Here is a 26,159-nt window from a genome sequence, read left to right on the forward strand (position 1 = left end):
GCCCGAAAGGGACGCCTGGCACGATGGCAGGGTGACCGCACCGCTGACACCGCCGCCGCACCAACCCCCGAACGGCAACGGGCCGGGCAGCCCGTGGCAGGCCCCCGACCCGATGGCCGGGCACGTGCCGCCGCCCGGGCCCGGCTATGCCCCCGCGCGTGAGGAGGGGCCGGGACTGCGGGCCGAGATCCGTGAGGCCCTCCTCGTGTTCATCGGCGTCGCGGTGCTCGGACTCGCCCTCGGCGGGCTGTGGCTGTGGCTCGCGCCGCGGGTCCCGCTCGTCTCGGACAGCACGGCCGTCTACCTCAAGGACACCGAGGGGGAGCAGGCCATCGGGATCGACGGCACGTTCGCGCTGCTCGGGCTCGCGTTCGGCGCCGTGACCGCGCTGCTCGTCTTCCTGTGGCGGCGCCGCGGCGGCATCGGCATCGTGGTCGCGCTCGCCCTCGGCGCACTGCTCGGCGGGGTCGTCGCCTGGCGGTTCGGCATCTGGCTCGGCCCGGCGCAGGACGTCGCCGCGCACGCCAAGGAGGTCGGCAAGGGCGTCGTGTTCGACGCGCCGCTGGAGCTGAAGGCCAAGGGCGCGCTGCTGGCGTGGCCACTGGCCGCGATGGTGGTGCACCTCGGACTCACCGGGCTCTTCGGGCCCCGGGACCCCGACCCCTACGCGCAGTACTACCCGCAGGGCCTCCCCGCGGCGCCGTCCGGACCCGCCGCGCCGAGCGCTCCGCGGGGGCCCGGCGCCTGAGCCCGGAGCCTCTACAGCAGCCCCGCCGCCACCAGCAGGTCCCGTACGTACGCGATCTCCCGCTCCGCCAGCGGGACCTGCGGCGCCGCCGTCGCCGGGCACGCGATGAGGCCCCGCAGATGGGCCGCCGCCTTGAACGCCCCCAGGGCCGACGACGAGCCGCCCATCCGCGCCGGGTCGCCCGCGTCCACGAGCGCGAACAGGGCCGCGAGCCGGTCCTGTTCGGCCCGCGCCGCGGCCCAGTCACCGGCGCGCGCGGCCTCGTAGAGACGTACGTACCCGTGGGCGTCGACATTGCCGAGGCCCGGCACGACGCCGTCGACGCCCGCGAGGAGCGCGCCGTCCACGGTGAGCTCGGAGCCGGTGAGGACCGTGAAGGCCGGGGCCGCCGCGCGCAGCGGGGCCAGCAGCCGGCGCAGCGAGCCCTCGTCGCCGCTGGAGTCCTTGAGCCCGGCGAGCGTGCCGTCGGCGGCCAGCGCCAGGAGCGTGGCGCGGTCCAGTTTGGTGTGGACGGAGGCCGGGATGTCGTACGCGAACAGGGGCAGGTCCGCGCCCGCGCGCAGCCGCCGGAAGTGCCTGGCGATCTCCGCCGGGTGCGTGCGCGTGTAGAACGGGGCCGTCGCCACGAGCGCGTCCGCGCCCGCCTTCACCGCGTCCTCGGCCCGCTCCAGGGCCCGCGGCGTCGTCGTCTCGATGATCCCGGCGAGCACCGGGACCCGGCCGGCCGCCGCGTCCACCGCCGCCTCCAGGGCCGTACGCCGCTGGGCGTCCGTCAGATACGCGGCCTCGCCGCTGGAGCCGAGCAGGAACAGGGCGTGCACGCCCGCCCCGATCAGATGTGTGGTGAGGCGGCGCACCGAGGCCGTGTCCACCTCGCCCTCCGGTGTCAGCGGAGTGATCAGCGGCGGGACGACGCCGCGCAGCGGAGCGGGGAGCGGGGTGCGCAGAGGAGGCATGGCGGTGGTCTCCCGGTACGTGTGGACCCGTGGGTGCGAGCGCACATAGGACGTGGGATGTCCGGCGTACCAGGGCGACACTGGGCCACCGGTGAGGGGAGGTCAAGGGCCCGTCCCGAGGGGCGGGCCCTTGGCGTCAGGCGGGCCTGCGCCCGTGATTGGACTTGCCCTTCTTGATCCGCCACTTGCGCTTGCGTGTCTTCTTCGACATGTCCTTGGTGCTTAGCCGAAGAGGCGGGGTGCGTCGAGAGGTCACGCACGCCCGATGGGCGCGAGCACGGCGTCGGTGAGCGCCGCCAGATCCCCGGCGGCCAGCTCCACCTCCAGGCCGCGGCGGCCCGCCGAGACGCAGATCGTGGCGTGCTGCCGGGCCGACGCGTCGACGACCGTACGCAGCTTCTTGCGCTGCCCGAGCGGGGAGATGCCGCCCCGCACGTACCCGGTGGTGCGCTCGGCGAGGGCCGGGTCGGCCATCGCCGCGCGCTTGCCGCCGACCGCCGCGGCGAGCGCCTTCAGGTCGAGCTGGCCCGCCACCGGCACGACGGCGACGGTCAGCTGTCCGTCGACGTCCGCGACGAGCGTCTTGAAGACGCGGTCGGGGGAGACGCCCATCGCCTCGGCGGCCTCCTCGCCGTACGAGGGGTGGGCGGGGTCGTGCTCGTAGGAGTGGACCGTGAAGGCCGTGCCGGCGGCGGTGAGGGCCACGGTGGCGGGGGTGCCGCCGGAGGAGGACTGCTGCTGCTTCTTGGACTTCTTCGCCAACGTGCCGTGTCCTTCGGGGAGTTCGGGATCAGCTCTCGGGGGCGGCTTCCGGGGCCGGGTTCCGGGACCGGCTTCCGGGATCAGTTGAGGCTGGTCGCTTGTCGGGTGAGGTCCGTCGCGGGGAGGGACGGCAGATGCCGGATGATCGCCGTCTCGGCGCGCAGCAGGGTCAGCTCGTCGCGCAGCCGCGCCGCCGCGTCGTCGGCCTCCAGGAGCTGCTGCTTGGTGGGGATGTCGAGGACGGCGGCCGCGGCCACCAGATACGACACCACCGACGGCTCGTCCGGCAGCTCGGCGCCCGTCGTCAGGGACCGCTCGCGGGCGCCCGCGAGCCGCTTCTGGTACGAGCGGAACGCGCGGAGCACGCCCTCGGCCAGCGCCCCCGCCTCCTCGCCGTCGTCCTCGGGCAGCACTTCGACCTCCGCGCTGAGGTACGCGCCAGAGGCGTCCACCGAGTGCAGCTTCACGCGCCGGGTGCCGGTGGCGAGGACCTCGAAGCTGCCGTCGGCGCGCTCGCGGATCGTCGCGGCGTCGGCGATGCAGCCGACACCGTGGAAGGAGGTGATCGGATCGTCGCCGAACCCGGCGGCGGGGCCCGCGCCGGCCTCCTTCGTCGTGACGTCGTCCGGCATCCCGGGGGCGCTCGGCGCCACCTCGTGGCCGTCGCGGATGGCCACGACGACGAAGTTGCGCGGCTCGTCGGAGACGGCGGGGTCGGCGTCGGGGTCGCCCGGATCGACGGGGGACGCCTTCAGCAGGTCGCGCATCATGGCGCGATAGCGCTCCTCGAAGATGTTCAACGGGAGCACGAGCCCCGGGAACAGCACCGAGTTGAGCGGGAAGAGCGGAAGCCGGACGGTGGTCACGACGGTCAAGCGTAATGGTCGTCGGACGTCCTCGGTCCGCCGAGCAGCGGGATCTCCGCCGCGACCTCGAGTCGTACGCCGTCGCGCAGGTGCAGGAACTGGCCGAGCGGGTCGTCCGAGAGCCGGTCCCAGGGGAACGATGTCGCGTACGGGCCGATGCGGCGCAGCTGGCCCAGGGCGTCCTGCCAGCGTTCGAGCTGGATGAGGACGCAGGCCAGCAGATTGCGCACCTCGGCGGGCCAGGGGTCGGCGATGTCGTACGCCGACGAGAGCTCGACGGCGAGGTCGGCGGCGGTGTCCAGGCGGGAGCGCGGGACGCCCTGCGGGGAGGCGGCCGTCAGATACGCGAAGGCGGCGCGGACCGGGAGCGCCTTGAGGAGGGAACCGGGCAGGGCGTCCTGGGCGGCGCGCTCGGCGAAGTCGAAACACTCGACGTGCGAGCCGTACCAGGCGGCGGACAGGTACTGCAGGGCCGAGACGTGGCAGCCGTAGTGGTGCGGGGAGCGGCGGACGGCCTCGGCCCACAGCTCCTCGAAGACGGTGTGCGAGGCGTTCGCGCCGCGGGCGTGGTCGAGAGCGACGCGCCAGGGGACCGGGTCGCGGGGGTCGGCGTCGGCGGCGGCCAGCAGCAGCGGGGCGATGTCGCGCAGGAGTTCGGCGCGGGCCGGGGAGGCGAAGGCGTGGGCGACGGCGACCTCGGCCTTGACCAGGAGCAGGTCGGGGTCGTGCGGGGCGGCCGCCTGCCAGGCCGCGAGCCAGTCGGGGCGGGCGGCGGCGAACGCGGCGAGGCGTTGCACGTAACGGTCGCGGTTCTCCCACTCGGCGGCCTCGCGGGTGTGGGCCAGGACCTTGGCGGCGGGGCCGTACTCGGTGTGGCCGGCGGCGACCAGGGCGGGGGCGAGGCGTTCGTCCGGGGCGTCGAGGAGGATCTCGTCGTCCGGAGGGAGGCCCTCGGCCAGGGCCTGGGTGTGGCGGATCATGCGGGCCGTGCGGATGAGGGCGCGGAGTACCGGCATGGGCGCGGCCTCCTTCTCGGCGGGTGTGATGGTTGCGCTGGGATGACGGGTTCCAGGCGGTCATGGTTGCTCACGAACCAATAACGGTTCGGACGGGGTCCGCCGCGCGGGACTGTTTCGATCTGCGGCTCCGCCGCGCGGGCGCGACCGGCGGTGAGGTGCGCCCCGTCAGGGGCGCGGGGCTGTGTCGATCTGCGGTTTCGCCGCGGGGGCGTGACCGGCGGTGAGGTGCGCCCCGTCAGGGGCGCGGGGCTGTGTCCATGTGCGGCTCCGCCGCGGGGGCGCGACCGGCGGTGAGGTGCGCCCCGTCAGGGGCGCGGGGAACTGCGCGACCAGCCCCCACCGGGCCTGCACCCGGCGATGGTGCGACCGGGACCGAGCTGGAGGCCGGATGGAGCGCTCGCCCCGCGCCGGGGTGCCGCCTTGCCCACCCTGCCGCCCATGGCGGCAGATTGCCCAAGGCGGCGCGGCAGCCGGCCGGGGCGGGAAGGCCCCGGGTGGCGGCTCCGGCGGCGTTAGTTGCGGCGGAGGAGCCGGGTGGCGCCTGCGGCGACTGTCGTGGCGAGGATCCAGCCGAGCAGGATCAGGACCGTGGCCAGCCACTGCCAGCCGCCCCGCAGCTGCCAGCTGCCCGCCTGCCCCAGGTCGATCACCGGGAGCAGGAGGTCCAGGGTGAAGAGGGCCGGATCCCAGTTCGGGCCCTCGCCCTGGTGCAGCCGCGGATGATCGGCATGGCTGAAAGCGATCGCGCTGACCGCCCAGAGCACCGCCATCCAGACCGCGGCCCGCCCCGGCCGGTACCCGTAGGCGACCGTCCAGTCCTGGATGTAGCCCCACACCTTCGCGGCGACCGGCAGCGTCTCGCGGCGATGCCGCTGCTTGGCGAGGAGCACCTCGCGGGCGTCGGCGTCCTCCCCGCTGTCGCGCAGGATCGAGGCGAGCTGCTCGTACGGCTCGGGGCTGTACTCGGGGGTGGCGTCGGCGAGCCAGGCGAGCCGGCGGTGCAGCGGGAAGGAGCCGACCGGGATCAGGTTCTCGTAGGTGAATCCGCTGACCCGGAACTGCCCGGCGGCGGGCCAGCTCGTCGACTTGTCGATCAGGTTGACGACCTTCGCGCCGTTCAGGACGACCTCCCCGCGCTGCGGCCGCTCCCCGGTGAAGCGCAGCTCCGGCGTCTGGACCCGGCGCAGCGACACCTCCTGGTCGTTCTGCATCGTGAAGCGGGCCGACTCCATGTCGATGGCGTCGCCGAAGCGGCCGTCGTCGAGGCGGATGCCGCCCACCGCCTCGAAGCGCTGCACACGGGTGCCACGGGCCGGGGTGCCGCCGGACTGGAGCGGGTTGGCGAGTCCGGCCGGGGTCAGATAGAGGGTCCGCTCGACCGTCATCTGCGGGGCGTTCAGGGCGCGCCGCCCGTGCGTGTTGCTCAGCCGGCTGCCGCGCAGCGACAGCGAGACACCGATCGTGGCCCCGCGCAGGCTCAGCTCGCCGTGCGTCTCCAGCATCTCGGCCTGCAGGTCCTGCCCGACCGAGAGCCCGTCCGCCATGATCGACTTGCCGCGCCGGTCACGGAACACCACGGCCTGGTTGAGCAGCAGATCCGTGCCGATGTGCGCGTCGGTGAGACGTACGCCGTTGTGGAAGCGGCAGCGGGGCAGATGCAGATCGCCCTCGGTGTGCACCCGGGCGCCCTCGAGGCGCGGTACCGAGCAGTCCACCAGCCGCACCGTCGTGAAGTGCGCCTCCGGGACCAGGACCTCCTTCTCGAAGCGGCAGCCCTTGATCTCCACGTACGGCACGACGTTGCCGCCCGCGAGATCCAGCACGTCGGTGATCTGCACCCCCTGGAGCTTGAGGGAGGACACCCTGCCGTCCAGCGCCGGCGGGCCGTCGAGCAGCAGCCACGCCACGATCCGCGCGCGCACGCTGCGCTCGGGACCCCAGGGGTGGCCGCCGTGCGGATCGTCGGTCTCCCTGTCGCCGGTGCGCAGGTCGTACACGCTCCCGTTGCGGAACGCCTGCCACATCCCGACCTCTGCCGCGGTCAGCCCGTCCGGAACGTCTCCGCCGTCGTTCCCGGTGCCGGCCGCCGTCCCGTGGACCACGACTGCCTTGCCTCCCCGTACCGCATCCCGCCAGGACCCGTACGTCCCTGGCGCCCCGCAGCCCTCTGCTACCCGCGGGTTTCGTACGACCGTTCATGCCCGCTGGGTGACCGCTTGAACGCCCGTCGTGAAGGTCGTCCTCCGGTGCCGGAACATCGGCCGAAACCGGACGTGTATCAGTCACTGATACGGGCCACCGGCACGATTCGCGCGTCTGAGAGAATTGATACGTGATCTCTCGAATCGATCTGCGTGGCGCCGCCCTCCCCGAGGGTCAGGCCCTGCGCTCGCTGCTGCCCCGTGCCGACTTCGACGTCTCGGCCGCCCTGGAGAAGGTGCGCCCGATCTGCGAGGACGTGCATCATCGTGGCGACGCGGCACTGATCGACTTCGCGGAGAAATTCGACGGCGTGCGGCTGGAGTCCGTGCGGGTCCCCGCCGAGGCCCTGGAGAAGGCCCTCGTCGAGCTCGACCCCGAGGTGCGCGCGGCCCTGGAGGAGTCCATCCGCCGCGCCCGCATCGTCCACCGCGAGCAGCGCCGTACCAGCCACACCACCCAGGTCGTCCCAGGCGGCACCGTCACCGAGAAGTGGGTGCCGGTCGACCGCGTCGGTCTGTACGCGCCCGGCGGCCGGGCCGTCTACCCGTCCTCCGTGATCATGGACACCGTTCCGGCGCAGGAGGCCGGGGTGCCCTCGATCGCGCTGGCCTCCCCGGCCCAGAAGGAGTTCGGCGGCCTGCCGCACCCGACGATCCTGGCGGCCTGCGCGCTGCTCGGCGTCGACGAGGTGTACGCGGCCGGCGGCGCCACCGCCGTCGCGATGTTCGCGTACGGCACCGAGTCCTGCCCGCCGGCGAACATGGTCGCCGGTCCGGGCAACATCTGGGTGGCCGCCGCCAAGCGCTACTTCACCGGCGTCATCGGCATCGACTCCGAGGCGGGCCCGACCGAGATCGCCGTCCTGGCGGACGCGACGGCCGACCCGGTGCACGTCGCCGCCGACCTGATCAGCCAGGCCGAGCACGACCCGCTGGCCGCGTCCGTCCTGGTCACCGACTCCGCTGAGCTCGCCGACGGCGTGGCCAAGGAGCTGGCGGCGCAGGTCGCCGTCGCCAAGCACCGCGAGGAGCGGATCGTCCCCGCCCTCACCGGCAAGCAGTCCGCGATCGTCCTCGTCGACTCGGTCGACGACGGCCTGGCGGTGGTCAACGCGTACGGGGCCGAGCACCTGGAGATCCAGACCGCCGACGCCGCCGCGGTCGCGGAGCGGGTGTGCAACGCGGGCGCGGTGTTCGTCGGCCCGTACGCCCCGGTCTCCCTCGGCGACTACGCGGCGGGCTCGAACCACGTGCTGCCCACCGGCGGCTGCGCCTGCCACTCCTCGGGCCTGTCCGTGCAGTCCTTCCTGCGCGGCATCCACGTCGTGGACTACACGCGCGACGCGCTCGCCGACATCACCCGCCACGTGGTGACCCTCGCCGAGGCGGAGGACCTGCCCGCGCACGGCTCCGCCCTGAAGGCCCGCTTCGGATGGAAGGTGCCGGGAGACAAGTGACCAGCATCGACGACCTTCCCGTACGGGACGAGCTGCGCGGCAAGTCCCCTTACGGAGCACCCCAGTTGGACGTGGCCGTCCGGCTGAACACGAACGAGAACCCGTACCCGCTGCCCGAGCCCCTCGTGCAGCGGATCGCCGAGCGCGTCGCCGAGGCCGCCCGCACCCTCAACCGCTACCCGGACCGGGACGCGGTCGAGCTGCGCACGGAACTGGCCCGCTATCTGACGCGTACGACCGGCTACGAGGTCACGCGCGAGCACGTCTGGGCGGCCAACGGGTCGAACGAGGTGCTCCAGCAGCTCCTCCAGGCCTTCGGCGGCCCCGGCCGCACGGCCCTCGGCTTCGAGCCCTCGTACTCGATGCACCCGCTGCTCGCCCGCGGCACCAACACGAACTGGGCCAGCGCCCCGCGCAAGGACGACTTCTCGCTCGACGTGCCGGGCGCGATCGAGGCGATCCGCACGCACAGGCCGAGCGTCGTCTTCATCACCAGCCCCAACAACCCGACGGGCAACGCGGTGGCCCGTGCGGACGTCCTCGCCCTGTACGAGGCCGCCGGGCGCGACGCGATCGTCATCGTCGACGAGGCGTACACCGAGTTCAGCCACGGCGAGTCGCTGCTCTCGCTGCTCGAAGGCCGGCCGAACCTGGTCATCTCGCGCACCATGTCCAAGGCGTTCGGCGCCGCCGGACTGCGCCTCGGGTACCTGGCCGCCGACCCGGCCGTGGTCGACGCCGTCCAACTGGTGCGTCTGCCCTACCACTTGTCGGCCGTCAACCAGGCGACGGCGCTCGCCGCCCTGGAGTACACCGACACCCTGCTCCAGTACGTGGAGCAGCTGAAGGCCGAACGCGACCGCGTGGTCGCCGAGTTGAAGGGCCTCGGCTTCGACGTGACCGTCGCCGACGCCAACTTCATCCAGTTCGGAGTCTTCCAAGACCCGCACGCCGTCTGGCAGTTCATCCTCGACCGCGGAGTCCTCATCCGTGACAACGGGGTGCCGGGACGCCTGCGGATGTCGGTCGGCACCCCCGAGGAGAACGACGCGTTCCTGGACGCGGCCCGCGAAGTGAAGAAGACCCAAATGAACAGTCAGGAGCGGGGCGCATGAGCCGCGTAGGACGAGTAGAGCGCACCACCAAGGAGACCTCCGTTCTCGTCGAGATCGACCTCGACGGCAGCGGCAAGGTCGACGTGTCGACCGGCGTCGGCTTCTACGACCACATGCTCGACCAGCTCGGCCGCCACGGCCTCTTCGACCTCACGGTCAAGACCGAGGGCGACCTGCACATCGACTCGCACCACACGATCGAGGACACCGCCCTCGCCCTCGGCGCCGCCTTCAAGCAGGCGCTCGGCGACAAGGTCGGCATCTACCGCTTCGGCAACTGCACGGTGCCGCTGGACGAGTCCCTCGCCCAGGTGACCGTCGACCTCTCCGGCCGTCCGTACCTCGTGCACACCGAGCCCGAGAACATGGCGCCGATGATCGGCGAGTACGACACGACGATGACCCGGCACATCCTGGAGTCGTTCGTCGCGCAGGCCCAGATCGCCCTGCACGTCCACGTCCCGTACGGGCGCAACGCGCACCACATCGTGGAGTGCCAGTTCAAGGCCCTCGCCCGCGCCCTGCGGTACGCCAGTGAGCGTGACCCGCGCGCGGCCGGCATCCTCCCGTCCACGAAGGGTGCGCTCTAGCCATGAACGGCCTCGCGACCGTCCTCATCCTCATTGGCCTCTTCCTGGTCGGCGGCATCATCTCGTTCGTCAAGCAGGGCATGGGCAAGAGCCTCATCACGCTCCTCTCGATCGGCGCGGGCATGTGCCTGATCGCGGGCGTGCTGCGGCTCGACTACTGGAACTGACAGGCCGGTACCTGCCATGACTACTCCGTTGAGCAAGAAGGTCGTCGTCTTCGACTACGGCTTCGGGAACGTGCGCTCCGCCGAGCGCGCCCTCGCCCGCGCGGGCGCCGACGTCGAGATCACCCGCGACTTCGACAAGGCCATGAACGCCGACGGGCTCCTGGTCCCCGGCGTCGGCGCCTTCGCCGCCTGCATGCAGGGGCTGAAGGAGGCCCGCGGCGACTGGATCGTCGGCCGGCGCCTGTCCGGCGGCCGCCCCGTGATGGGCATCTGCGTCGGCATGCAGATCCTGTTCGCGCGCGGCATCGAGCACGGCGTCGAGGCCGAGGGCCTCGACGAGTGGCCCGGCGTCGTCGAGCCGCTCAAGGCCGACGTCGTCCCGCACATGGGCTGGAACACCGTCGAAGCGCCCGCCGACTCCCAGCTGTTCGCCGGCCTCGACGCCGACGAGCGCTACTACTTCGTGCACTCGTACGCCGTTCAGCACTGGGAGCTGGAGGTCCACAACCCCAACCTGCGAGCGCCCAAGGTCACCTGGGCCACCCACGGCGAGCCGTTCGTCGCCGCCGTCGAGAACGGCGCGCTGTGGGCGACGCAGTTCCACCCCGAGAAGTCCGGCGACGCCGGAGCCCAGCTGTTGAAGAACTGGATCGGAAGCCTCTAAGCCATGGCCCCTTCTGTTAACCACGCGCTCGAACTCCTCCCCGCGGTCGACGTCCGTGACGGCCAGGCGGTCCGCCTCGTCCATGGCGAGTCCGGCTCCGAGACCTCCTACGGATCCCCCCTGGAGGCCGCCCTCGCCTGGCAGAACGCCGGTGCCGAGTGGCTGCACCTGGTCGACCTCGACGCCGCGTTCGGCACCGGCGACAACCGCGCGCTGATCCGCGAGGTCAGCCAGGCCATGGACATCAAGGTCGAGCTGTCCGGCGGCATCCGCGACGACGACACGCTCGCCGCCGCCCTCGCCACCGGCTGCACCCGCGTCAACCTCGGCACCGCCGCCCTGGAGACCCCCGAGTGGGTCGCCAAGGTCATCGCCGAGCACGGCGACAAGATCGCGGTCGGCCTCGACGTGCGCGGCACCACGCTGCGCGGCCGCGGCTGGACCCGCGACGGCGGCGACCTGTACGAGACCCTTGAGCGTCTCAACGCCGAGGGCTGCTCCCGCTACGTCGTCACCGACATCGCCAAGGACGGCACGCTGCAGGGCCCGAACCTGGAGCTCCTGAAGAACGTCTGCGCGGCCACCGACCGCCCGGTCGTCGCCTCGGGCGGCGTCTCCTCCCTCGACGACCTGCGCGCCATCGCCGAGCTCGTGCCGCTGGGCGTCGAGGGCTCCATCGTCGGCAAGGCGCTGTACGCCAAGGCGTTCACCCTGGAGGAGGCGCTGGAGGCGGTCTCCGTATGACCTCCTCCGGTGAGGTGCGGCGGATCTCCTCGAACGTGCCGTTCGAGGAGACCGTCGGGTACTCGCGCGCGGTGGAACTGCCCAACGGCCTGGTCCTGGTGTCCGGCTGCACGTCCGTGGTGAACGGCGCGATCGACGCCGGCACCCCGTACGAGCAGACGGTCAACGCCTTCCAGGTCGCCTTCGATGCCCTGGAGACCCTGGGCCTGGGCCGCGACGCCGTCGTCCGCACCCGCATGTACATCACTCACGCGCGGGACGTGGACGAGGTGGGCCGTGCCCACAAGGAGCTGTTCGACGCAGTCCGCCCCGCCGCGTCCATGCTGATCGTCTCCGGCTTCATCGACCCGTCGCTGGTCGTCGAGGTCGAGGTCGAGGCGTACCGCCAAGAAAGGGGTGAGGGCACGTCATGAGCCTCGCCGTACGCGTCATCCCCTGCCTCGACGTCGACAACGGCCGCGTCGTCAAGGGCGTCAACTTCCAGAACCTGCGCGACGCGGGCGACCCCGTCGAGATGGCGAAGGTGTACGACGCCGAGGGCGCCGACGAGCTGACGTTCCTGGACATCACCGCCTCCTCCGGCAACCGCGAGACCACGTACGACGTGGTGCGCCGCACCGCCGAGCAGGTCTTCATCCCGCTCACGGTCGGCGGCGGCGTGCGCACCGCCGAGGACGTCGACAAGCTGCTGCGCGCGGGCGCGGACAAGGTCGGCGTGAACACGGCGGCGATCGCCCGCCCCGACCTGATCCGCGAGATCGCCGAGCGTTTCGGCCGTCAGGTGCTCGTCCTGTCCGTGGACGCGCGCCGAACGGAGTCGGGTTCCTTCGAGGTCACGACCCACGGCGGCCGCAAGTCCGCGGGCATCGACGCCGTCGAATGGGCGCACCAGGCCGCCGAGCTGGGCGCGGGCGAGATCCTGCTCAACTCGATGGACGCCGACGGCACCAAGGACGGCTACGACATCGAGATGATCGAGGCCGTGCGGGGGCACGTCTCGGTGCCGGTGATCGCCTCCGGCGGGGCCGGGCGGCTCGAACACTTCGCGCCCGCCGTCGCGGCGGGCGCCGACGCGGTGCTCGCGGCCTCCGTCTTCCACTTCGGTGATCTGCGCATCGGCGAGGTCAAGTCGTCGCTGCGGGCCGCCGGGCACCCCGTGCGCTGAGCGCCCCCGGCTGTACGGGAGCACAGTGTCGTAGGGCACCGGCTGGGTCCTGGCCCAACCGGTGCTGCGCCGCGGGCCGTTCCTGCCTACCGTGGCCCGAGTGACCGCGAGAGCCGTGCTGTTGCTGACCGCCGCCGCGTACGAGGCCGACCCGCAGGGCCCCGGCGTCGACGCCGGGCTCGTGCTGCGGGCCGCGGCGGCGGCCGGGCTCGACACGCGGGCCCTGGACGACGCAGGGCGCGCGGGCCTGACCCGCTCCGCGGACGGACGGCTGCGCCTGCCCGATCCGCGCGCCCGGTACACGGCGGAGCCACCCGCCCGCCGCAGGGCCGCGCACCGGTGCCTCTCCGACGCCGCGACGGGGGAGCGGCAGCGGGTGGCGGGCCTGCTGCACCGGGCGCTCGCGACGCCGTGTCCCGACGAGCGGCTCGGCACCGAACTCGCCGCCGCCGCACGGCAGCCGGGCCCGCCCACGGGGGAGCGGGCCACGGCCGCCGCGCTCGCCGCCGGGCTCACGGCGGACCCTGCGGTGCGCGCCGAGCGGCTGGTCACCGCGGCCGAGCTGTTCCGGCGCGCGGGGCGGTTCGCGCGGGCCCGTGAACTCCTCGACGGCGTAGGCGAGTTGGCGCCGCCCTCGGCGGTGCGCGGGTACGCCGCGCTGGTGCACGGACTGCTCGCCCTGCGCGACGGCCCGGTGGCCGACGCCCGGGAGTCCCTGCTGCTGGCCGCCGCGCTCTGCGCCCCCGGCCCGGCCCTCGATGCCCGCCTCGCGGCCGCGGAGGCGGCCTGGGCGCTCGGTGACGCGCAGGGGTACCGGGAGGTCGTCGGGGTGCGGGGCGCGCCGCCGGGACCCGGCGCCGTGCTCGACTACCGCCTCGGCATGTCCGCCTCGCTCGGCGAACGGTTCCGGGCCGGACGCGCCGCCCTGACCCGGGTCGTCGAGCGGGCCGCGAGCCGGGCGGAGGACGAGCCCGCGGCCCTGCTGCGGGCCGGGGCCGCGGCCCTCGTCGCCGGGAACATCGAGGCCGCCTGCCGGATCGGCGCCGGCGCGCTCGCCGCCGCCCGCGCCCGGGACGCCGGAACCGACGTGCCGCGCGCCCTGGAACTGCTCGCGTACGGCGAACTGCGCGCGGGCCGCCACGCGCGGGCCAGGGCCCACGCGGAGGAGGGCCTGCGCACCGCCCGCGCCACCGGCCAGCGCAATCTCGTCGCGGGTCAGCACGCGGTCCTCGCCCTCGTCGCCTCCCTCGACTCCGACGCCGGTACCGTCGCGCACCACGCGGACGCCGCCCAGCACATCGCCGCCCGGCACGGCCTCGTCCAGACCGAGACCCTCGCCCAGTGGGCGCTCGCCCGCGCCGATCTGGCACGCGGCCGGGCCGCCGAGGCGGTGGCCAGGCTCGGCCCGCTCGTCGCGCCGGGGCCGCGACGCGGGCACTTCGCGGTACGGATGCTCGCGGTGCCCTGTTTCGTGGAGGCGGCGGCGCTCGCCGGTGAGCCGGGCGGGGCGCGGGCGGCCGTCGCCGAGTTCACGGTGTGGGCCGAGCGCGGGTACGACCCGCAGGCCCCCGCCCAACTCGCCCGCTGCAGGGCCCTGTTCGACCCCTCCGACGAGCTGTTCGGCGCGGCCCTGGACCGTCACGACCGCGCGGGCGGCGACTTCGAGCGGGCCCGCACCGCCGCCCTGTACGGCAAGTGGCTGCGCCGCACCCGTAGGCCCGCCCGCGCCCGTGCGCTGCTGCGCGACGCCCTGATCGCCTTCGAGCGGTGCGGCGCCGCGGTCTGGGCCGCGCAGACGGCGGCCGAGCTGCGCGCCACCGGAGAGGCCCCGGCCGGTACCCAACCCGCCGGTGAGCTGGGGGAGTTGACGCCGCAGCAGCTGCGCATCGCCCGCTGGGTCGCCGAGGGTGACACCAACCGCGAGGTGGCCCGCCGGCTTTCGGTCAGCCCGCGGACCGTCGACCACCATCTGCGCAATGTCTTCGCCCGGCTCGGTGTGCGCTCCCGTGTCGAGCTGGCCCGGCTCGTGCACCGCGCGGAACGGCCGGCCGCCACCCTCTGAGCACCCCGTCCACCACATCGTTTCCTTCTGGGGGCTGGAGACCGACCAGACGGTATGTCATTCTGCGGGCTCCGGGGCCGGGCTGCCGCGCCCCGGCGCGAGCCGAACCGTGGAGGACCGATGCCCGCGCACCTCGTACGCCCCAGGCCCGTCACCACCCCCGCCGCGGTGGGTGTGCTGCGCCGCGCGGCGCTTCCGCTCCTCGGCCGGCTGCCCCTGCTCGCCGACCGGCTGACGGCCGAACTGGCGGCCGAGGAGCCCGCCTACCGCGCCGCGATCGAGACCGACCCGGCCGGAGTGCGCCGGGAGGTGCGGCGCTCGCTGCGGCACAGCGTCGGCTCGCTGCTCGACCCCGCGGGCTCGCGCGCGGCCGCCCGCGCCTGCTCGGCCCGGATCGGCGCCGACCGCGCGTCCGACGGCATGCCGCTCGACGCCGTCCTGCACGCCTTCCGGCTCGGCGGCGCCCTGGTCTGGCAGGCCCTGGTCGACGAGGTGACGGCCCGGCACCCCGAGGACGCCCACCTCCTGGTCCATCTCGCCGCCGACGTGTGGAGCTTCGTCGACGAGCACTGCACCTGCGTGGCCGACGCCTACCGGCGCGCCGAGCACGAGCTGACCCGGCGCCGCGAGGACCGGCGCCGGCTGCGCGTCGCCGCCCTCCTCGACGGCTCCACCCGGATCGCCGAACTGCCTGATGTGGCCGCCGAGTTGGAGCTGCCGGAGCGGGGCAGGTACGCGGTGGTGCTGGTCGCGGGCGGCCGGGGCGTGCTGCCCGGCGGGCTGCGGGCGGTGTGGCACCCGGGCCCCGACGGGCAGTGCGGCATCGTCCTCCTCGCCGGCCGCACGAGCGCCGCGCTCGCCGCCGCCTGCCGGGAGTCGACGGCCCGCACGCCGGGGCTGCGGATCGGGATCAGCCCCGCGGTCGAGGGGCTCACCGCGATCGGCGCCGCCCGCCGCCTCGCCGGGACCGCCCTGCGGATCTGCCCCGCGGCCGGCGGCACGGTCCTGCTCGACGAGGATCTGCCCGCCGCGCTCGTCGCCGCGACCCCCGTGCTCGGCCGCCTCCTCGCCGACCGGGTGCTCGGCCCGCTGCTCGCCCTGCCGCCCGCTGACCGCGACGTCCTGCTCGACACCCTGACGGTCTGGCTGGACTGCGACGGCTCGGCCCAGCGCGCCGCCACCCGCCTCTACTGCCACCGCAACACCGTCCTGAACCGGCTGCGGCGCTGCGAACAGCTCACGGGGCTGAGCCTGACCCGCCCGGGCGACCTGGTGGAACTCGGCCTCGCCCTGAGCGCCCACCGGTTGCGGCGCCCCTGACGCCCAGGACGTCCTGCCCTCGGGCGGCGCCGGTCCGGCCCCGGCGGTCATGAAAGAAAAGTTGCACAAATCTTATTGCGCAACTTTTCTTTCATATCTAAGGTCGAAGCATGACCGAGTCACGCCGCATCGAGGACCTGGCCACCCTCAAGGCCTTCGCCCACCCCTTGCGCATGAAGCTCTACGGAGCCCTGAAGCTGCGCGGCGCCGCCACCGCCTCGCAGCTCGCGGACGACCTCGACGACGGCACGGCCGTCTCCCTGATCAGCTACCACCTGCGCAAGCTGGCCGAGCGCGGCCTGATCGTGGAGGCCGAGCGGGAGGGCGGCGACGGCCGGGAGCGCTGGTGGACGGCCGCGCAGGAGTCGCTGACCATCAACAGCTCCGACTTCCGGGACACCCCGGAGAGCGCCGCGGCGCACACCGCCCTCTCCCGCGTCATGTACGACGAGCGGCGCGACCACTACCTGCGCTTTCTCGAGCAGCGCGCCGGCTGGAGCGAGGAGTGGCAGGACGCGCACGACAGCTCCGACTTCCTGGCCCGGCTCACCCCCGGCGAACTCAAGGAACTCACCGCCGAGTTGCACGCCGTCGTCACCCGCTACGTCGAGCGCGGCAAGGCCGCGGACCCCCAGGGCCGCGAGACCGTCGGCGTCCACCTGTACGCGTTCCCGATGAGAGGCTGACCACGATGACACTCGCTCCGCTCACCGCAGGTCGTCGGTACAGCGCCGTGTCGTTCCTGTTCTGGCTGCCGACCGGCCTCTCCATCCCCGTACAGGTGCTGCTGCTGACCGAGCGCGGGGTGTCGCTCGCGGCGATATCCGCCCTGTTCGCCGTGCACTCACTGACCGCAGCCGCCCTGGAGCTGCCCACCGGCGGGCTCTCCGACGTCCTCGGCCGCCGCGCCGTCCTCGCCGCCTCCGGCGTGCTCACCGTCGTCGCCCTCGCCCTGATCGCGACCGGCACCGCGGTCTGGGTGCTGGTCGTGGCCATGGCGCTCAAGGGCACGGCCCGCGCCCTCAACAGCGGCCCCGCGGAGGCCTGGTACGTCGACACCGTGCACGCCCACGAGGGCCCGGACGCCGAGCTGCGCACGGGGCTCGCCCGCGGCGCCGCCGCCGGTGCCGCCGCGCTCGCCATCGGCACCCTGTGCGGCGGCCTCGGCCCCTGGCTGCTCGGCCTCGGCAGCGACCCGGGCGCCCGCTTCGAGAGCGCCGTCGGCGTCCCCGTGCTCGCCCTGCCGCTGCTGGTCGGCGCCGTCATCAGCGTGTTCTACGTCGGCTACGTCTGCGTCGCCCTGCCCGAGCCGCCGCGCCCGGCCACCACCCTGCGCCAGGTCATCGGCGGTATCCCCGCCACCGTCACCGGCGGCATCCGGCACACCGCCCGCGACGGCCTCGTACGCCGCGTCGTGCTGACCGCCGCGGCCACCGGCAGCGCGCTCGGCGTCGTCGAACTGCTCACCCCGGGCCGCGCCGCCGACCTCAGCGGCACCGCCGACGGCGGCGCCGTGCTCTACGCGGCGCTGTCCTGCGCCGGATTCTGCGGCACCGCCTTCGGCAACCGGCTCGCGCCCCTGGCCGCCCGTCTCACGGGCAGCGGCGAGCGGGCCGTCCTCACGGGGGAGTGCACCGCCGTCCTCGGCCTACTGCTGCTCTGCGTCACGGCGGCGACGGACCTGGCCGCCCTGGCCGCGCTCGGCTATCTGCTGGTCTACGTGGGGCTCGGCGCGACCGGACCCAACGTCAACGAGTTCCTGCACCGCCGCACCGACAGCTCCGCCCGCGCCACGGTCCTGTCCGTCCAGTCCCTCGCCCTGCAACTGGCCGGAGCCGTCTTCGGCATGATCGCGGGCGCCCTGCCCGCGGGAGCGGTGGCCTGGCTGCCGGGAGTCGCGGGTCTGGTCGCCGGGGCGCTGCTCTGGACGCGCCGCGCCCCGGCCGCGCCCCCGGCCTCGACTCCCGTACCGCGTACGGAGAATCAGGGGGCTACAGCCCCAGCTCCTTCGTCTCGCTGAGCCGCTCCACCGCCGCCTTGTCGCCCTCCAGCTCCACGTCCGCCGCGGACTGCCGGCCGAACGCGAACATCAGCAGCTCGGCCGGCTCGCCGGTGACCGTGACCACCGGAGTGCCCTTGTGCGCCACCGCCGTCTGCCCGTCCGGGCGGCGCAGCACCAGGCCGACGGGCGCCTTGCGGCCCATCATCCGGGCCATCCGCTCCAGGCGTGACCACAGCACGTCGGAGAAGACCGGGTCGAGCTCGCGCGGCGACCAGTCGGGCTGCGCGCGCCGCACGTCCTCGGCGTGGACGAAGAACTCCACCGCGTTCGACGCCTCGTCGACCTGTTTGAGGGAGAACGGCGAGAAGCGCGGCGGGCCGGTGCGGATCAGCTGGATGAGCTCCTCGTACGGCTTCTCCGCGAACTCCGCCTGCACCCGGTCGAGCCGTGACTGGAGCTGCTTGATGAGAATCCCGCCCGCCGCGTCGGGGCGCCGCTCGCGCACCACCACGTGGGCCGCGAGATCGCGGGCGGTCCAGCCCTCGCACAGAGTGGGGGCCTCGGGGCCCGCCGCCTCCAGAAGGTCCGCCAGAAGGAGTCGTTCACGCTTGGCATGGGTCGACATGGCGCCAGCCTACGACCGGCCGTCCTCGTCCGGACAGTGGACGCGTACCGATGCGACGGGTGTGGCGCGGCACAATGGCACGTATGACCAGCGAGCCCCCCGCCAGCAACCTCGACCCGGCCGTCGCCGCCCGCCTCAAGCGCAGCGCCGACGGACTCGTCCCCGCCATCGCCCAGCAGTACGACACCGGCGAGGTGCTGATGCTCGGCTGGATGGACGACGAGGCACTGCACCGCACCCTCACCACCGGACGCTGCACGTACTGGTCGCGCAGCCGCCAGGAGTACTGGGTCAAGGGCGACACCTCCGGCCACTTCCAGTACGTGAAGTCCGTCGCGCTGGACTGCGACGCCGACACCGTGCTCGTCCAGGTCGACCAGGTCGGCGCCGCCTGCCACACCGGCACCCGCACCTGCTTCGACACTGACGTCCTCCCCGTGACGAAGTAAGGTCTGCCGCCATGGATCTCGAGACCTTCCGCAAGCTGGCGACCGACCGCCGAGTGATCCCCGTCAGCCGCAAGCTGCTCGCGGACGGTGACACCCCCGTGGGCCTGTACCGCAAGCTCGCCGCCGAGCGGCCCGGCACGTTCCTCCTGGAGTCCGCGGAGAACGGCCGCTCCTGGTCCCGGTATTCGTTCGTGGGCGTGCGGTCCACCGGCACCCTCACCGAGCGCGACGGGCAGGCCCACTGGCTGGGCACCGCCCCGGTCGGCGTCCCCGTCGACGGCGACCCGCTCGCCGCCCTGCGCGCCACCGTCGAGACGCTGCACACCCCGCGCTACGAGGGCCTGCCGCCGTTCACCGGCGGCATGGTCGGCTACCTCGGCTACGACATCGTGCGCCGCCTGGAGAAGATCGGCCCCGGCGAGCGCGACGATCTGAAGCTGCCCGAGCTGACGATGCTGCTCACCAGCGACCTCGCCGTCCTCGACCACTGGGACGGCTCGGTCCTGCTGATCGCCAACGCGATCAACCACAACGACCTCGACACGGGCGTCGACGAGGCGTACGCGGACGCCGTCGCCCGGCTCGACGCGATGGAGGCCGACCTCGCCGAGCCGGTCGACTCGGCCCCCGCCGCACTCCCGCCGTCCGAGCTCCCGGAGTTCACCGCGCTGTGGGGCGGCGAGCAGTACCAGGACGCCGTCGAGGACATCAAGGAGCGGATCAGGGCCGGCGAAGCCTTCCAGGTCGTCCCCTCGCAGCGCTTCGAAACCCCGTGCACGGCAAGCGCGTTGGACGTCTACCGCGTGCTGCGGGCGACCAACCCGTCCCCGTACATGTACCTGTTCCGCTTCGACGGATTCGACGTCGTCGGCTCGTCCCCCGAGGCGCTCGTCAAGGTCGAGGACGGGCGGGCCATGGTCCACCCCATCGCCGGGACCCGGCCGCGCGGCGCAACTCCCCAAGCGGACCAGGCACTTGCCGACGAACTGCTCGCCGATCCCAAGGAGCGCGCCGAGCACCTGATGCTCGTCGACCTCGGCCGCAACGACCTGGGCCGGGTCTGCGAACCGGGCTCCGTCGAGGTCGTCGACTTCATGTCGATCGAGCGGTACTCGCACGTCATGCACATCGTCTCCACCGTGACCGGCACGGTCGCCGCGGACCGCACCGCCTTCGACGTGCTCACCGCCTGCTTCCCGGCCGGCACCCTCTCCGGCGCCCCCAAGCCGCGCGCGATGCAGATCATCGACGAGCTGGAGCCGTCGCGGCGCGGCCTGTACGGCGGCTGCGTCGGCTACCTCGACTTCGCGGGCGACTCCGACACCGCCATCGCGATCCGCACCGCGCTGCTGCGCGACGGCACGGCGTACGTGCAGGCGGGCGCCGGCGTCGTCGCCGACTCCGACCCCGTCGCGGAGGACACCGAGTGCCGGAACAAGGCGGCGGCGGTGCTGCGCGCGGTGCACACCGCGAACCGGCTCGGCGCGCACTCCGTGTGACGTGACGCACGCCTCGTGCCCCCGGGGCCCGTGTACCTGTACAGAGGGGTGATAGTGGAGTACGTGACTGCCGTACCGCACCCCCGTACCGAAGCCGCCGAGTCCGGCCGCCCCGCCAAGAGCGGGCGGCGCAGCCTCGGCATCGCGCTGCTCCTGGGGGCCGCGGGCGCCGCTGTCGCCCTGCTGGCCTCCCGGCAGGAGTGGTGCTCCGGCGTCGCCTCCGTCGCGGGCGGCGACCTGCCGCTCACCGCCAGGGGCAGCGACGTCACGGGCGTCCCCGCCGCCCTGGCCGTCGTCGGGCTCGCCGCGCTCGTCGCCGTGTTCGCCGTCCGCAAGGCGGGCCGCCTCCTGGTCTCGGCGCTGCTCGCGCTCTCCGGCGCGGGCGCCGTGGCCGCCGCCGTGCTCGGCGCGGACGACAGCTCCGCCCTGGACGAGAAGGCCGCGCAGGCGTCCGGCGACGCCGCGGCCACCATCGACACCCTCAGCCACACCGCCTGGCCCTACGTCGCGGCGGGCGGCGGCGCCCTGATCCTGATCGCCGGGATCCTCGCCGTGATCTACGGCGCGGCCTGGCCCTCGATGGGCGGACGCTACGAACGCTCGGGCGCGCCCCGGCCCCGCAAGCAGAAGGCCGTCGACCCGGACCGTCCCGAGGACCTGTGGAAGGCGCTCGACCGCGGCGAGGACCCGACCGGCGCCTGACCCCGGTGCCGGGCACTCACCCCGGTGCGGGACAATGAACCGTAACTATTTTCATGCCAACGCGCTGTTTCGGCAGCGAGCGAAACGCAACGAGGAGCAAGCCATGGCGGACATGAGCCACGGACACACCCCGGCCGCCTGGACCGGTGTCATCATCGCCTTCATCGGTTTCTGTGTCGCGGGCGCCTTCATGGTGATGGGCAGCGTCGTCGGCTTCTGGGCCGGCATGGCCCTGCTCGCCCTGGCCGCGGTCGTCGGCGGCGCGATGCACCTGGCCGGTCTCGGCAAGCCCCGCCGCGCGGAGCTGAAGCTGAACACCTCCGTCTCGGAGGCCTGATCCTCGTACGCGAAGCCGTACGGCGAGGGGCGGTTCGGCGACACGGTCGCCGGCCGCCCCTCGCGCCGTTCGCACGGGAACGTCCGGTATGGATGCGCCGGAGGTTTCCAGGAGGCGGAGTACAGACCTCCGGGGCAGAATTCACGCGTGACCGTCCAGACGACCGAAACCGTTCCCGCGACCCTGCTGCGTCGCGTCGCCGTCCCGCTGGGCCTGCTCGGCGGGGTCGCCGCGGCCTTCGCGTACGTCGGCACGGTCGACCCGAACCAGCCGGGCCACTACCCGGCCTGTCCGCTGCTCCAGGTCGCCGGGATCTACTGTCCGGGCTGCGGCGGACTGCGCGGTGCGCACGCGCTCGTGCACGGGGATCTCGCGACGGCGCTCGGCGCCAACGCCCTCGCGGTCGTCGGCTACGCCCTCTTCGCGGTCGGCTGGACCGTGTGGACGGTGCGCTCGGCCCGCGGCAGGCCACCCGGCCTCCGGCTCGGTCGGACACACCTGTGGGCGCTCGGTGCGGTGGTGCTCGTCTTCACCGTTGTCCGGAACCTGCCTTTCGGTGGCTTCCTCCAGCCTTGATCATTCGCAACTGTCCAGGTACTGGGACCCGCGTCAACCGGATGCGGAGCCTCAGCCATCCTCCGGATACCATCACTGTGACCGGCAGATTGCCCAGTGAACTGTCAGAAGGGAGTCCGCTCGCGTGAGTGTGCTCGACGAGATCATCGACGGTGTCCGTGCCGACCTCGCGGAACGGCAGGCGCGCGTCAGCCTCGACGAGCTCAAGGAGCGCGTGGCGAAGGCTCCCCCCGCCAAGGACGGGGTCGCGGCCCTGCGCGGCGACGGCGTCAAGGTCATCTGCGAGGTCAAGCGGTCCAGCCCCTCCAAGGGCGCGCTGGCCGCGATCGCCGACCCGGCGGGTCTCGCCGCCGACTACGAGGCCGGTGGCGCCGCCGTCATCTCGGTCCTCACCGAGCAGCGCCGCTTCGGCGGCTCGCTCGCCGACCTGGAGGCGGTCCGCGCCAAGGTCGACATCCCGGTCCTGCGCAAGGACTTCATCGTCACCTCGTACCAGCTGTGGGAGGCCCGCGCGTACGGCGCCGACCTCGCCCTGCTGATCGTGGCCGCCCTGGAGCAGCCCGCCCTGGAGTCCCTCATCGAGCGCGCCGAGTCCATCGGCCTCACGCCGCTCGTCGAGGCGCACGACGAGGAGGAGGTCGAGCGCGCGGTGGACGCCGGGGCCAAGATCATCGGCATCAACACCCGTAATCTGAAGGATCTTTCGGTCGACCGCGGCACCTTCGAGCGCGTCGCCCCGGAGATCCCGGACCACATCGTCAAGGTCGCCGAGTCCGGTGTCCGCGGCCCGCACGACCTGATCGCGTACGCCAACGCGGGCGCCGACGCGGTCCTCGTCGGCGAGTCCCTGGTCACCGGCCGCGACCCGAAGGCCGCTGTCGCCGACCTGGTCGCCGCGGGCGCCCACCCGGCCCTGCGGCACGGCCGGTGAGCTGACCGATGCCCATCGCCACCCGCCTCGCCCCCGGTTGCCGCCCTCGCGGCTGCCGGGCCCCGGCGCGGCGTGTGCGCGGGCGCCGGGTCCGCTACCACATCGGCAGCGAGCCGGGTCAGATCAACGGCATGCGATGGCAAGCGCCCCGCTAGGGGCGCGGGACGGTATCGACGCGCGGCTTTCGCCGCACCAGTGCCACCGGCCACGGACCGGTCGGCGCGCAGCCGGCCACCTGCGCCCCCACGGAGATCATTCATCACCCGAACTCACCGTGAGGTTTCCGCATGCCCAGCGAGTACTTCATTCCTGACCCGGAGGGTCAGATCCCCAGCGCCGAGGGCTACTTCGGCGCGTTCGGCGGCAAGTTCATCCCGGAGGCGCTCGTCGCCGCCGTGGACGAGGTCGCCGTCGAGTACGACAAGGCCAAGAACGACCCGGAGTTCGCCCGCGAGCTCGACGACCTCCTGGTCCACTACACGGGCCGCCCGAGCGCCCTCACCGAGGTGCCCCGGTTCGCCGAGCACGCCGGCGGCGTCCGGATGTTCCTCAAGCGTGAGGACCTGAACCACACCGGCTCGCACAAGATCAACAACGTGCTCGGCCAGGCGCTGCTCACCAAGCGCATGGGCAAGACCCGGGTGATCGCCGAGACCGGCGCCGGTCAGCACGGTGTCGCCACGGCGACCGCCTGCGCCCTGCTCGGCCTCGAGTGCAAGATCTACATGGGCGAGATCGACACCCAGCGCCAGGCCCTGAACGTGGCCCGGATGCGCATGCTGGGCGCCGAGGTCGAGGCCGTGAAGTCCGGCAGCCGCACCCTCAAGGACGCCATCAACGAGGCGTTCCGCGACTGGGTCGCCAACGTCGACGAGACCCACTACCTCTTCGGCACGGTCGCGGGCCCGCACCCGTTCCCCGCGATGGTCCGCGACTTCCACCGCGTCATCGGCGTCGAGGCCCGCCGCCAGATCCTGGAGCGCGCGGGCCGGCTGCCCGACGCCGCGATCGCCTGCGTCGGCGGCGGCTCCAACGCCATCGGCCTGTTCCACGCGTTCATCCCGGACGCCGACGTCCGCCTCATCGGCTGCGAGCCGGCCGGGCACGGCATCGAGACCGGCGAGCACGCGGCGACCCTGTCCGCGGGCGAGCCCGGCATCCTGCACGGTTCGCGCAGTTACGTCCTCCAGGACGACGAGGGCCAGATCACCGAGCCCTACTCGATCTCGGCGGGCCTGGACTACCCGGGCATCGGCCCCGAGCACGCGTACCTGAAGGACAGTGGCCGCGGCGAGTACCGCGCGGTCACCGACGACGCGGCCATGCAGGCGCTGCGCCTGCTGTCGCAGACCGAGGGCATCATCCCGGCCATCGAGTCGGCGCACGCCCTCGCGGGCGCCCTCGACGTCGGCAAGGAACTCGGCAAGGACGGGCTGATCATCGTCAACCTGTCCGGCCGTGGCGACAAGGACATGGACACGGCGGCCCGTTACTTCGGCCTGTACGACGCTTCCAGCGAGGGGGACTCCAAGTGAGCGGGAATCTGCAACTGCTGTCCGACACTCTCGCCGGCGCCAAGGCCGAGGGCCGCGCCGCGCTCATCGCCTACCTGCCGGCCGGCTTCCCGACCGTCGACGGCGGCATCGAGGCGATCAAGGCCGTCTTCGACGGCGGCGCCGACGTGGTCGAGGTCGGCCTGCCGCACTCCGACCCGGTCCTCGACGGCCCGGTCATCCAGACCGCCGACGACATCGCGCTGCGCGGCGGCCTGAAGATCAAGGACGTCATGCGCACCGTGCGCGAGGCGTTCGAGGCCACCGGCAAGCCGGTGCTCGTCATGACGTACTGGAACCCGATCTACATCTACGGCGTCGAGCGGTTCACCACCGAGCTCGCCGAGGCCGGCGGCGCGGGCTGCATCCTGCCCGACCTGCCCGTGCAGGAGTCCGCCGAGTGGAGGGCGCACGCCGAGAAGAACGGTCTCGCGACCATCTTCGTCGTCGCGCCGAGCAGCAAGGACGAGCGCCTGGCCACCATCACGGCGGCCGGTTCGGGCTTCGTCTACGCCGCGTCCCTGATGGGCGTCACCGGCACCCGCGAGTCCGTCGGCAACGAGGCCAAGGAGCTCGTCGAGCGCACCAAGGCCACCACCGACCTGCCGGTCTGCGTGGGCCTCGGCGTCTCCAACGCCGTCCAGGCCAAGGAGGTCGCCTCCTTCGCCGACGGTGTCATCGTCGGTTCGGCGTTCGTGAAGCGGATGCTGGACGCCGAGGACGAGGCGGCCGGACTCGACGGCGTACGCGCCCTCGCCGGTGAGCTCGCCGCCGGAGTGAAGCGCCAGGGGTAACACAGAGTTACTTAACCCTTATGGGTGTAATTCGGGGCGGGGAGGCACGCTGGTGCCTTCCCGCTTCGTTGGCGCCGGTGTGAGTGAGAAGAACCGTGAGGGAAAGCGCGCCGCCCGCGAGCGACTGGCCGCGGAGCGCGAGAAGCAGAAGGCCGCGGAGAAGCGGCGTCGCACGTTGATCGTGGGCGCGGCGGTGGTCTGTGTGCTGGGTCTGGCCGCCGTCATCGGAGTCGTCGCGGCGAATTCGGGCGGCGACAGCTCCAGTGACACGTCGTCGGGCCCGGTCGTCGCACCGCAGGGGGCGGTCGGCGACGACAAGCTCGCCATCCCTGTCGGCAAGGACACCGCCAAGCCGACGCTCACGATCTGGGAGGACTTCCGCTGCCCGGCGTGCCAGTCCTTCGAGACCAACTACCGCTCGACGCTGCACGAGCTGGTCGACGCCGGCACGCTGAAGATCCAGTACCACCTGGTCACGCTGATCGACTCGAACATGGGCGGCACGGGCTCCCTGCGCGCGGGGAACGCGGCGGCGTGCGCCCAGGACGCCGGGAAGTTCCGTGATTACCACGACGTGCTGTACGAGAACCAGCCGGAGGAGTCCGACGACGCGTTCGCGAAGAACAGCAAGCTGATCGAGCTGGCGGGCACGGTCGACGGCCTGGTCACGGACACCTTCAAGTCCTGTGTGAACGACGGCAAGCACGACAGCTGGGTGCAGAAGAGCTACAAGAAGTTCCAGGACGACAAGCTCTCCGGCACGCCGACGGTGATCCTCGACGGCACGACCCTCGATCTGAACACGCTGACGCCGGACAAGCTGAAGCAGCAGGTGGAGGCCGCGGCCAAGTAAGG

29 protein-coding genes are annotated in these 26,159 nt (G+C 73.1%); 23 read left to right on the forward strand and 6 right to left on the reverse strand.

Annotated elements, in window-relative coordinates; translation table 11 throughout:
* Positions 1–31: 31 nt before the first annotated feature.
* Entirely contained in the window at positions 32–748 is a 717-nt protein-coding gene (locus J3486_RS19610; protein ID WP_207821807.1) for a DUF2567 domain-containing protein, read from the forward strand.
* Between the two features lie 11 nt (positions 749–759).
* On the opposite strand, the gene J3486_RS19615 is transcribed toward J3486_RS19610, so the two are convergent.
* The 5 genes from J3486_RS19615 to J3486_RS19635 form a co-directional block, all read right to left on the reverse strand.
* Complete coding sequence (locus J3486_RS19615; RefSeq protein ID WP_207821809.1) at positions 760–1,704, reverse strand: dihydrodipicolinate synthase family protein; 945 nt, start codon at positions 1,702–1,704, stop codon at positions 760–762.
* Positions 1,705–1,956: 252 nt separating this feature from the next.
* Positions 1,957–2,466, reverse strand: a complete 510-nt coding sequence (ybaK, locus tag J3486_RS19620) for a Cys-tRNA(Pro) deacylase (protein WP_207821811.1) — start codon at positions 2,464–2,466, stop codon at positions 1,957–1,959.
* 80 nt (positions 2,467–2,546) lie between these two features.
* Positions 2,547–3,332 carry an LON peptidase substrate-binding domain-containing protein gene (locus J3486_RS19625; protein ID WP_207821813.1) on the reverse strand — a complete coding sequence of 262 codons (786 nt, stop codon included), beginning with the start codon at positions 3,330–3,332 and terminating at the stop codon, positions 2,547–2,549.
* A 5-nt stretch (positions 3,333–3,337) separates the two neighbouring features.
* Positions 3,338–4,348, reverse strand: a complete 1,011-nt coding sequence (locus tag J3486_RS19630) for a hypothetical protein (protein ID WP_207821815.1) — start codon at positions 4,346–4,348, stop codon at positions 3,338–3,340.
* A 515-nt stretch (positions 4,349–4,863) separates the two neighbouring features.
* On the reverse strand, positions 4,864–6,375 hold the full coding sequence (locus J3486_RS19635; RefSeq protein ID WP_229378306.1) for an oxidoreductase: 1,512 nt from the start codon (positions 6,373–6,375) through the stop codon (positions 4,864–4,866).
* Positions 6,376–6,683: 308 nt separating this feature from the next.
* Between J3486_RS19635 and hisD the strand changes: the two genes are divergently transcribed.
* The 12 genes from hisD to J3486_RS19695 all read left to right on the forward strand — a co-directional run bounded on the left by hisD (position 6,684) and on the right by J3486_RS19695 (position 17,856).
* Positions 6,684–8,009 (forward strand): histidinol dehydrogenase, encoded by a 1,326-nt coding sequence (hisD, locus tag J3486_RS19640; RefSeq protein WP_207821819.1) that lies wholly within the window; start codon positions 6,684–6,686, stop codon positions 8,007–8,009.
* The gene (locus tag J3486_RS19645) at positions 8,006–9,124 is read left to right on the forward strand and encodes a histidinol-phosphate transaminase (protein ID WP_307804867.1); all 1,119 of its coding nucleotides are present in this window, start codon (positions 8,006–8,008) and stop codon (positions 9,122–9,124) included. Before hisD ends, J3486_RS19645 begins: the two co-directional genes overlap by 4 nt.
* Positions 9,121–9,714, forward strand: coding sequence for an imidazoleglycerol-phosphate dehydratase HisB (gene hisB / locus J3486_RS19650; protein ID WP_010987556.1), 594 nt, complete (start codon positions 9,121–9,123; stop codon positions 9,712–9,714). Before J3486_RS19645 ends, hisB begins: the two co-directional genes overlap by 4 nt.
* A gap of 2 nt (positions 9,715–9,716) precedes the next feature.
* Entirely contained in the window at positions 9,717–9,881 is a 165-nt protein-coding gene (locus tag J3486_RS19655; protein ID WP_207821823.1) for a hypothetical protein, read from the forward strand.
* A 16-nt stretch (positions 9,882–9,897) separates the two neighbouring features.
* Positions 9,898–10,545, forward strand: coding sequence for an imidazole glycerol phosphate synthase subunit HisH (gene hisH / locus J3486_RS19660; protein ID WP_207821824.1), 648 nt, complete (start codon positions 9,898–9,900; stop codon positions 10,543–10,545).
* A gap of 3 nt (positions 10,546–10,548) precedes the next feature.
* Positions 10,549–11,289: a bifunctional 1-(5-phosphoribosyl)-5-((5-phosphoribosylamino)methylideneamino)imidazole-4-carboxamide isomerase/phosphoribosylanthranilate isomerase PriA gene (priA, locus tag J3486_RS19665; protein ID WP_207821826.1), complete on the forward strand. Its 741-nt coding sequence runs from the start codon at positions 10,549–10,551 to the stop codon at positions 11,287–11,289.
* Positions 11,286–11,702: a RidA family protein gene (locus J3486_RS19670; RefSeq protein ID WP_207821828.1), complete on the forward strand. Its 417-nt coding sequence runs from the start codon at positions 11,286–11,288 to the stop codon at positions 11,700–11,702. Before priA ends, J3486_RS19670 begins: the two co-directional genes overlap by 4 nt.
* A complete protein-coding gene (gene hisF, locus J3486_RS19675) occupies positions 11,699–12,454 on the forward strand; it encodes an imidazole glycerol phosphate synthase subunit HisF (protein ID WP_207821830.1) in 756 nt (251 codons plus the stop codon). The genes J3486_RS19670 and hisF overlap by 4 nt, the downstream gene beginning before the upstream one ends.
* Before the next feature lie 100 nt (positions 12,455–12,554).
* The gene (locus J3486_RS44980; RefSeq protein ID WP_207821832.1) at positions 12,555–14,516 is read left to right on the forward strand and encodes a helix-turn-helix transcriptional regulator; all 1,962 of its coding nucleotides are present in this window, start codon (positions 12,555–12,557) and stop codon (positions 14,514–14,516) included.
* A gap of 120 nt (positions 14,517–14,636) precedes the next feature.
* Complete coding sequence (locus J3486_RS19685) at positions 14,637–15,836, forward strand: CdaR family transcriptional regulator (protein WP_207821834.1); 1,200 nt, start codon at positions 14,637–14,639, stop codon at positions 15,834–15,836.
* A 110-nt stretch (positions 15,837–15,946) separates the two neighbouring features.
* The gene (locus J3486_RS19690; RefSeq protein ID WP_207821836.1) at positions 15,947–16,522 is read left to right on the forward strand and encodes a transcriptional regulator; all 576 of its coding nucleotides are present in this window, start codon (positions 15,947–15,949) and stop codon (positions 16,520–16,522) included.
* Positions 16,523–16,527: 5 nt separating this feature from the next.
* Entirely contained in the window at positions 16,528–17,856 is a 1,329-nt protein-coding gene (locus J3486_RS19695; protein WP_207821838.1) for an MFS transporter, read from the forward strand.
* Here J3486_RS19695 and J3486_RS19700 read toward each other — a convergent pair.
* Complete coding sequence (locus J3486_RS19700) at positions 17,828–18,463, reverse strand: TIGR03085 family metal-binding protein (protein WP_207821840.1); 636 nt, start codon at positions 18,461–18,463, stop codon at positions 17,828–17,830. The two genes, J3486_RS19695 and J3486_RS19700, sit on opposite strands and share 29 nt — an antisense overlap.
* An 83-nt stretch (positions 18,464–18,546) precedes the next feature.
* Here J3486_RS19700 and hisI point away from each other — a divergent pair, with 83 nt between their 5' ends.
* The 10 genes from hisI (at position 18,547) to J3486_RS19745 (ending at position 26,157) form a co-directional block, all read left to right on the forward strand.
* Complete coding sequence (gene hisI / locus J3486_RS19705; protein WP_207821842.1) at positions 18,547–18,912, forward strand: phosphoribosyl-AMP cyclohydrolase; 366 nt, start codon at positions 18,547–18,549, stop codon at positions 18,910–18,912.
* Positions 18,913–18,923: 11 nt separating this feature from the next.
* Positions 18,924–20,411, forward strand: a complete 1,488-nt coding sequence (locus J3486_RS19710; protein WP_207821844.1) for an anthranilate synthase component I — start codon at positions 18,924–18,926, stop codon at positions 20,409–20,411.
* Between the two features lie 54 nt (positions 20,412–20,465).
* Positions 20,466–21,113: a TIGR02234 family membrane protein gene (locus J3486_RS19715; RefSeq protein WP_207821846.1), complete on the forward strand. Its 648-nt coding sequence runs from the start codon at positions 20,466–20,468 to the stop codon at positions 21,111–21,113.
* 103 nt (positions 21,114–21,216) lie between these two features.
* Positions 21,217–21,450, forward strand: a complete 234-nt coding sequence (locus tag J3486_RS19720) for an HGxxPAAW family protein (protein ID WP_207821848.1) — start codon at positions 21,217–21,219, stop codon at positions 21,448–21,450.
* 147 nt (positions 21,451–21,597) lie between these two features.
* Positions 21,598–22,026, forward strand: a complete 429-nt coding sequence (locus J3486_RS19725; RefSeq protein ID WP_207821850.1) for a DUF2752 domain-containing protein — start codon at positions 21,598–21,600, stop codon at positions 22,024–22,026.
* A gap of 124 nt (positions 22,027–22,150) precedes the next feature.
* A complete protein-coding gene (gene trpC, locus J3486_RS19730; protein WP_207821851.1) occupies positions 22,151–22,957 on the forward strand; it encodes an indole-3-glycerol phosphate synthase TrpC in 807 nt (268 codons plus the stop codon).
* An 8-nt stretch (positions 22,958–22,965) separates the two neighbouring features.
* Positions 22,966–23,112, forward strand: coding sequence for a tryptophan biosynthesis modulator TrpM (trpM, locus tag J3486_RS45230; protein ID WP_374194748.1), 147 nt, complete (start codon positions 22,966–22,968; stop codon positions 23,110–23,112).
* Between the two features lie 132 nt (positions 23,113–23,244).
* The gene (trpB, locus tag J3486_RS19735) at positions 23,245–24,492 is read left to right on the forward strand and encodes a tryptophan synthase subunit beta (protein WP_207821853.1); all 1,248 of its coding nucleotides are present in this window, start codon (positions 23,245–23,247) and stop codon (positions 24,490–24,492) included.
* A complete protein-coding gene (gene trpA / locus J3486_RS19740) occupies positions 24,489–25,304 on the forward strand; it encodes a tryptophan synthase subunit alpha (RefSeq protein WP_207821855.1) in 816 nt (271 codons plus the stop codon). Before trpB ends, trpA begins: the two co-directional genes overlap by 4 nt.
* Before the next feature lie 79 nt (positions 25,305–25,383).
* On the forward strand, positions 25,384–26,157 hold the full coding sequence (locus tag J3486_RS19745) for a thioredoxin domain-containing protein (protein WP_207821857.1): 774 nt from the start codon (positions 25,384–25,386) through the stop codon (positions 26,155–26,157).
* Positions 26,158–26,159 lie beyond the last annotated feature (2 nt).

It is taken from the genome of Streptomyces sp. VRA16 Mangrove soil, from assembly GCF_017377775.1.
GTDB lineage: Bacteria > Actinomycetota > Actinomycetes > Streptomycetales > Streptomycetaceae > Streptomyces.

Bases quoted from the DNA above. Each gene is read 5' to 3' on its own strand.
- J3486_RS19615 (WP_207821809.1), bottom strand. From the start codon at position 1,704: ATGCCTCCTCTGCGCACCCCGCTCCCCGCTCCGCTGCGCGGCGTCGTC.
- J3486_RS19630 (WP_207821815.1), bottom strand. From the start codon at position 4,348: ATGCCGGTACTCCGCGCCCTCATCCGCACGGCCCGCATGATCCGCCAC.
- J3486_RS19635 (WP_229378306.1), bottom strand. From the start codon at position 6,375: ATGTGGCAGGCGTTCCGCAACGGGAGCGTGTACGACCTGCGCACCGGC.
- hisB (WP_010987556.1), top strand. From the start codon at position 9,121: ATGAGCCGCGTAGGACGAGTAGAGCGCACCACCAAGGAGACCTCCGTT.
- J3486_RS19655 (WP_207821823.1), top strand. From the start codon at position 9,717: ATGAACGGCCTCGCGACCGTCCTCATCCTCATTGGCCTCTTCCTGGTC.
- hisH (WP_207821824.1), top strand. From the start codon at position 9,898: ATGACTACTCCGTTGAGCAAGAAGGTCGTCGTCTTCGACTACGGCTTC.
- priA (WP_207821826.1), top strand. From the start codon at position 10,549: ATGGCCCCTTCTGTTAACCACGCGCTCGAACTCCTCCCCGCGGTCGAC.
- J3486_RS19670 (WP_207821828.1), top strand. From the start codon at position 11,286: ATGACCTCCTCCGGTGAGGTGCGGCGGATCTCCTCGAACGTGCCGTTC.
- hisF (WP_207821830.1), top strand. From the start codon at position 11,699: ATGAGCCTCGCCGTACGCGTCATCCCCTGCCTCGACGTCGACAACGGC.
- J3486_RS19685 (WP_207821834.1), top strand. From the start codon at position 14,637: ATGCCCGCGCACCTCGTACGCCCCAGGCCCGTCACCACCCCCGCCGCG.
- J3486_RS19690 (WP_207821836.1), top strand. From the start codon at position 15,947: ATGACCGAGTCACGCCGCATCGAGGACCTGGCCACCCTCAAGGCCTTC.
- J3486_RS19695 (WP_207821838.1), top strand. From the start codon at position 16,528: ATGACACTCGCTCCGCTCACCGCAGGTCGTCGGTACAGCGCCGTGTCG.
- J3486_RS19700 (WP_207821840.1), bottom strand. From the start codon at position 18,463: ATGTCGACCCATGCCAAGCGTGAACGACTCCTTCTGGCGGACCTTCTG.
- hisI (WP_207821842.1), top strand. From the start codon at position 18,547: ATGACCAGCGAGCCCCCCGCCAGCAACCTCGACCCGGCCGTCGCCGCC.
- J3486_RS19710 (WP_207821844.1), top strand. From the start codon at position 18,924: ATGGATCTCGAGACCTTCCGCAAGCTGGCGACCGACCGCCGAGTGATC.
- J3486_RS19720 (WP_207821848.1), top strand. From the start codon at position 21,217: ATGGCGGACATGAGCCACGGACACACCCCGGCCGCCTGGACCGGTGTC.
- trpM (WP_374194748.1), top strand. From the start codon at position 22,966: ATGCCCATCGCCACCCGCCTCGCCCCCGGTTGCCGCCCTCGCGGCTGC.
- trpB (WP_207821853.1), top strand. From the start codon at position 23,245: ATGCCCAGCGAGTACTTCATTCCTGACCCGGAGGGTCAGATCCCCAGC.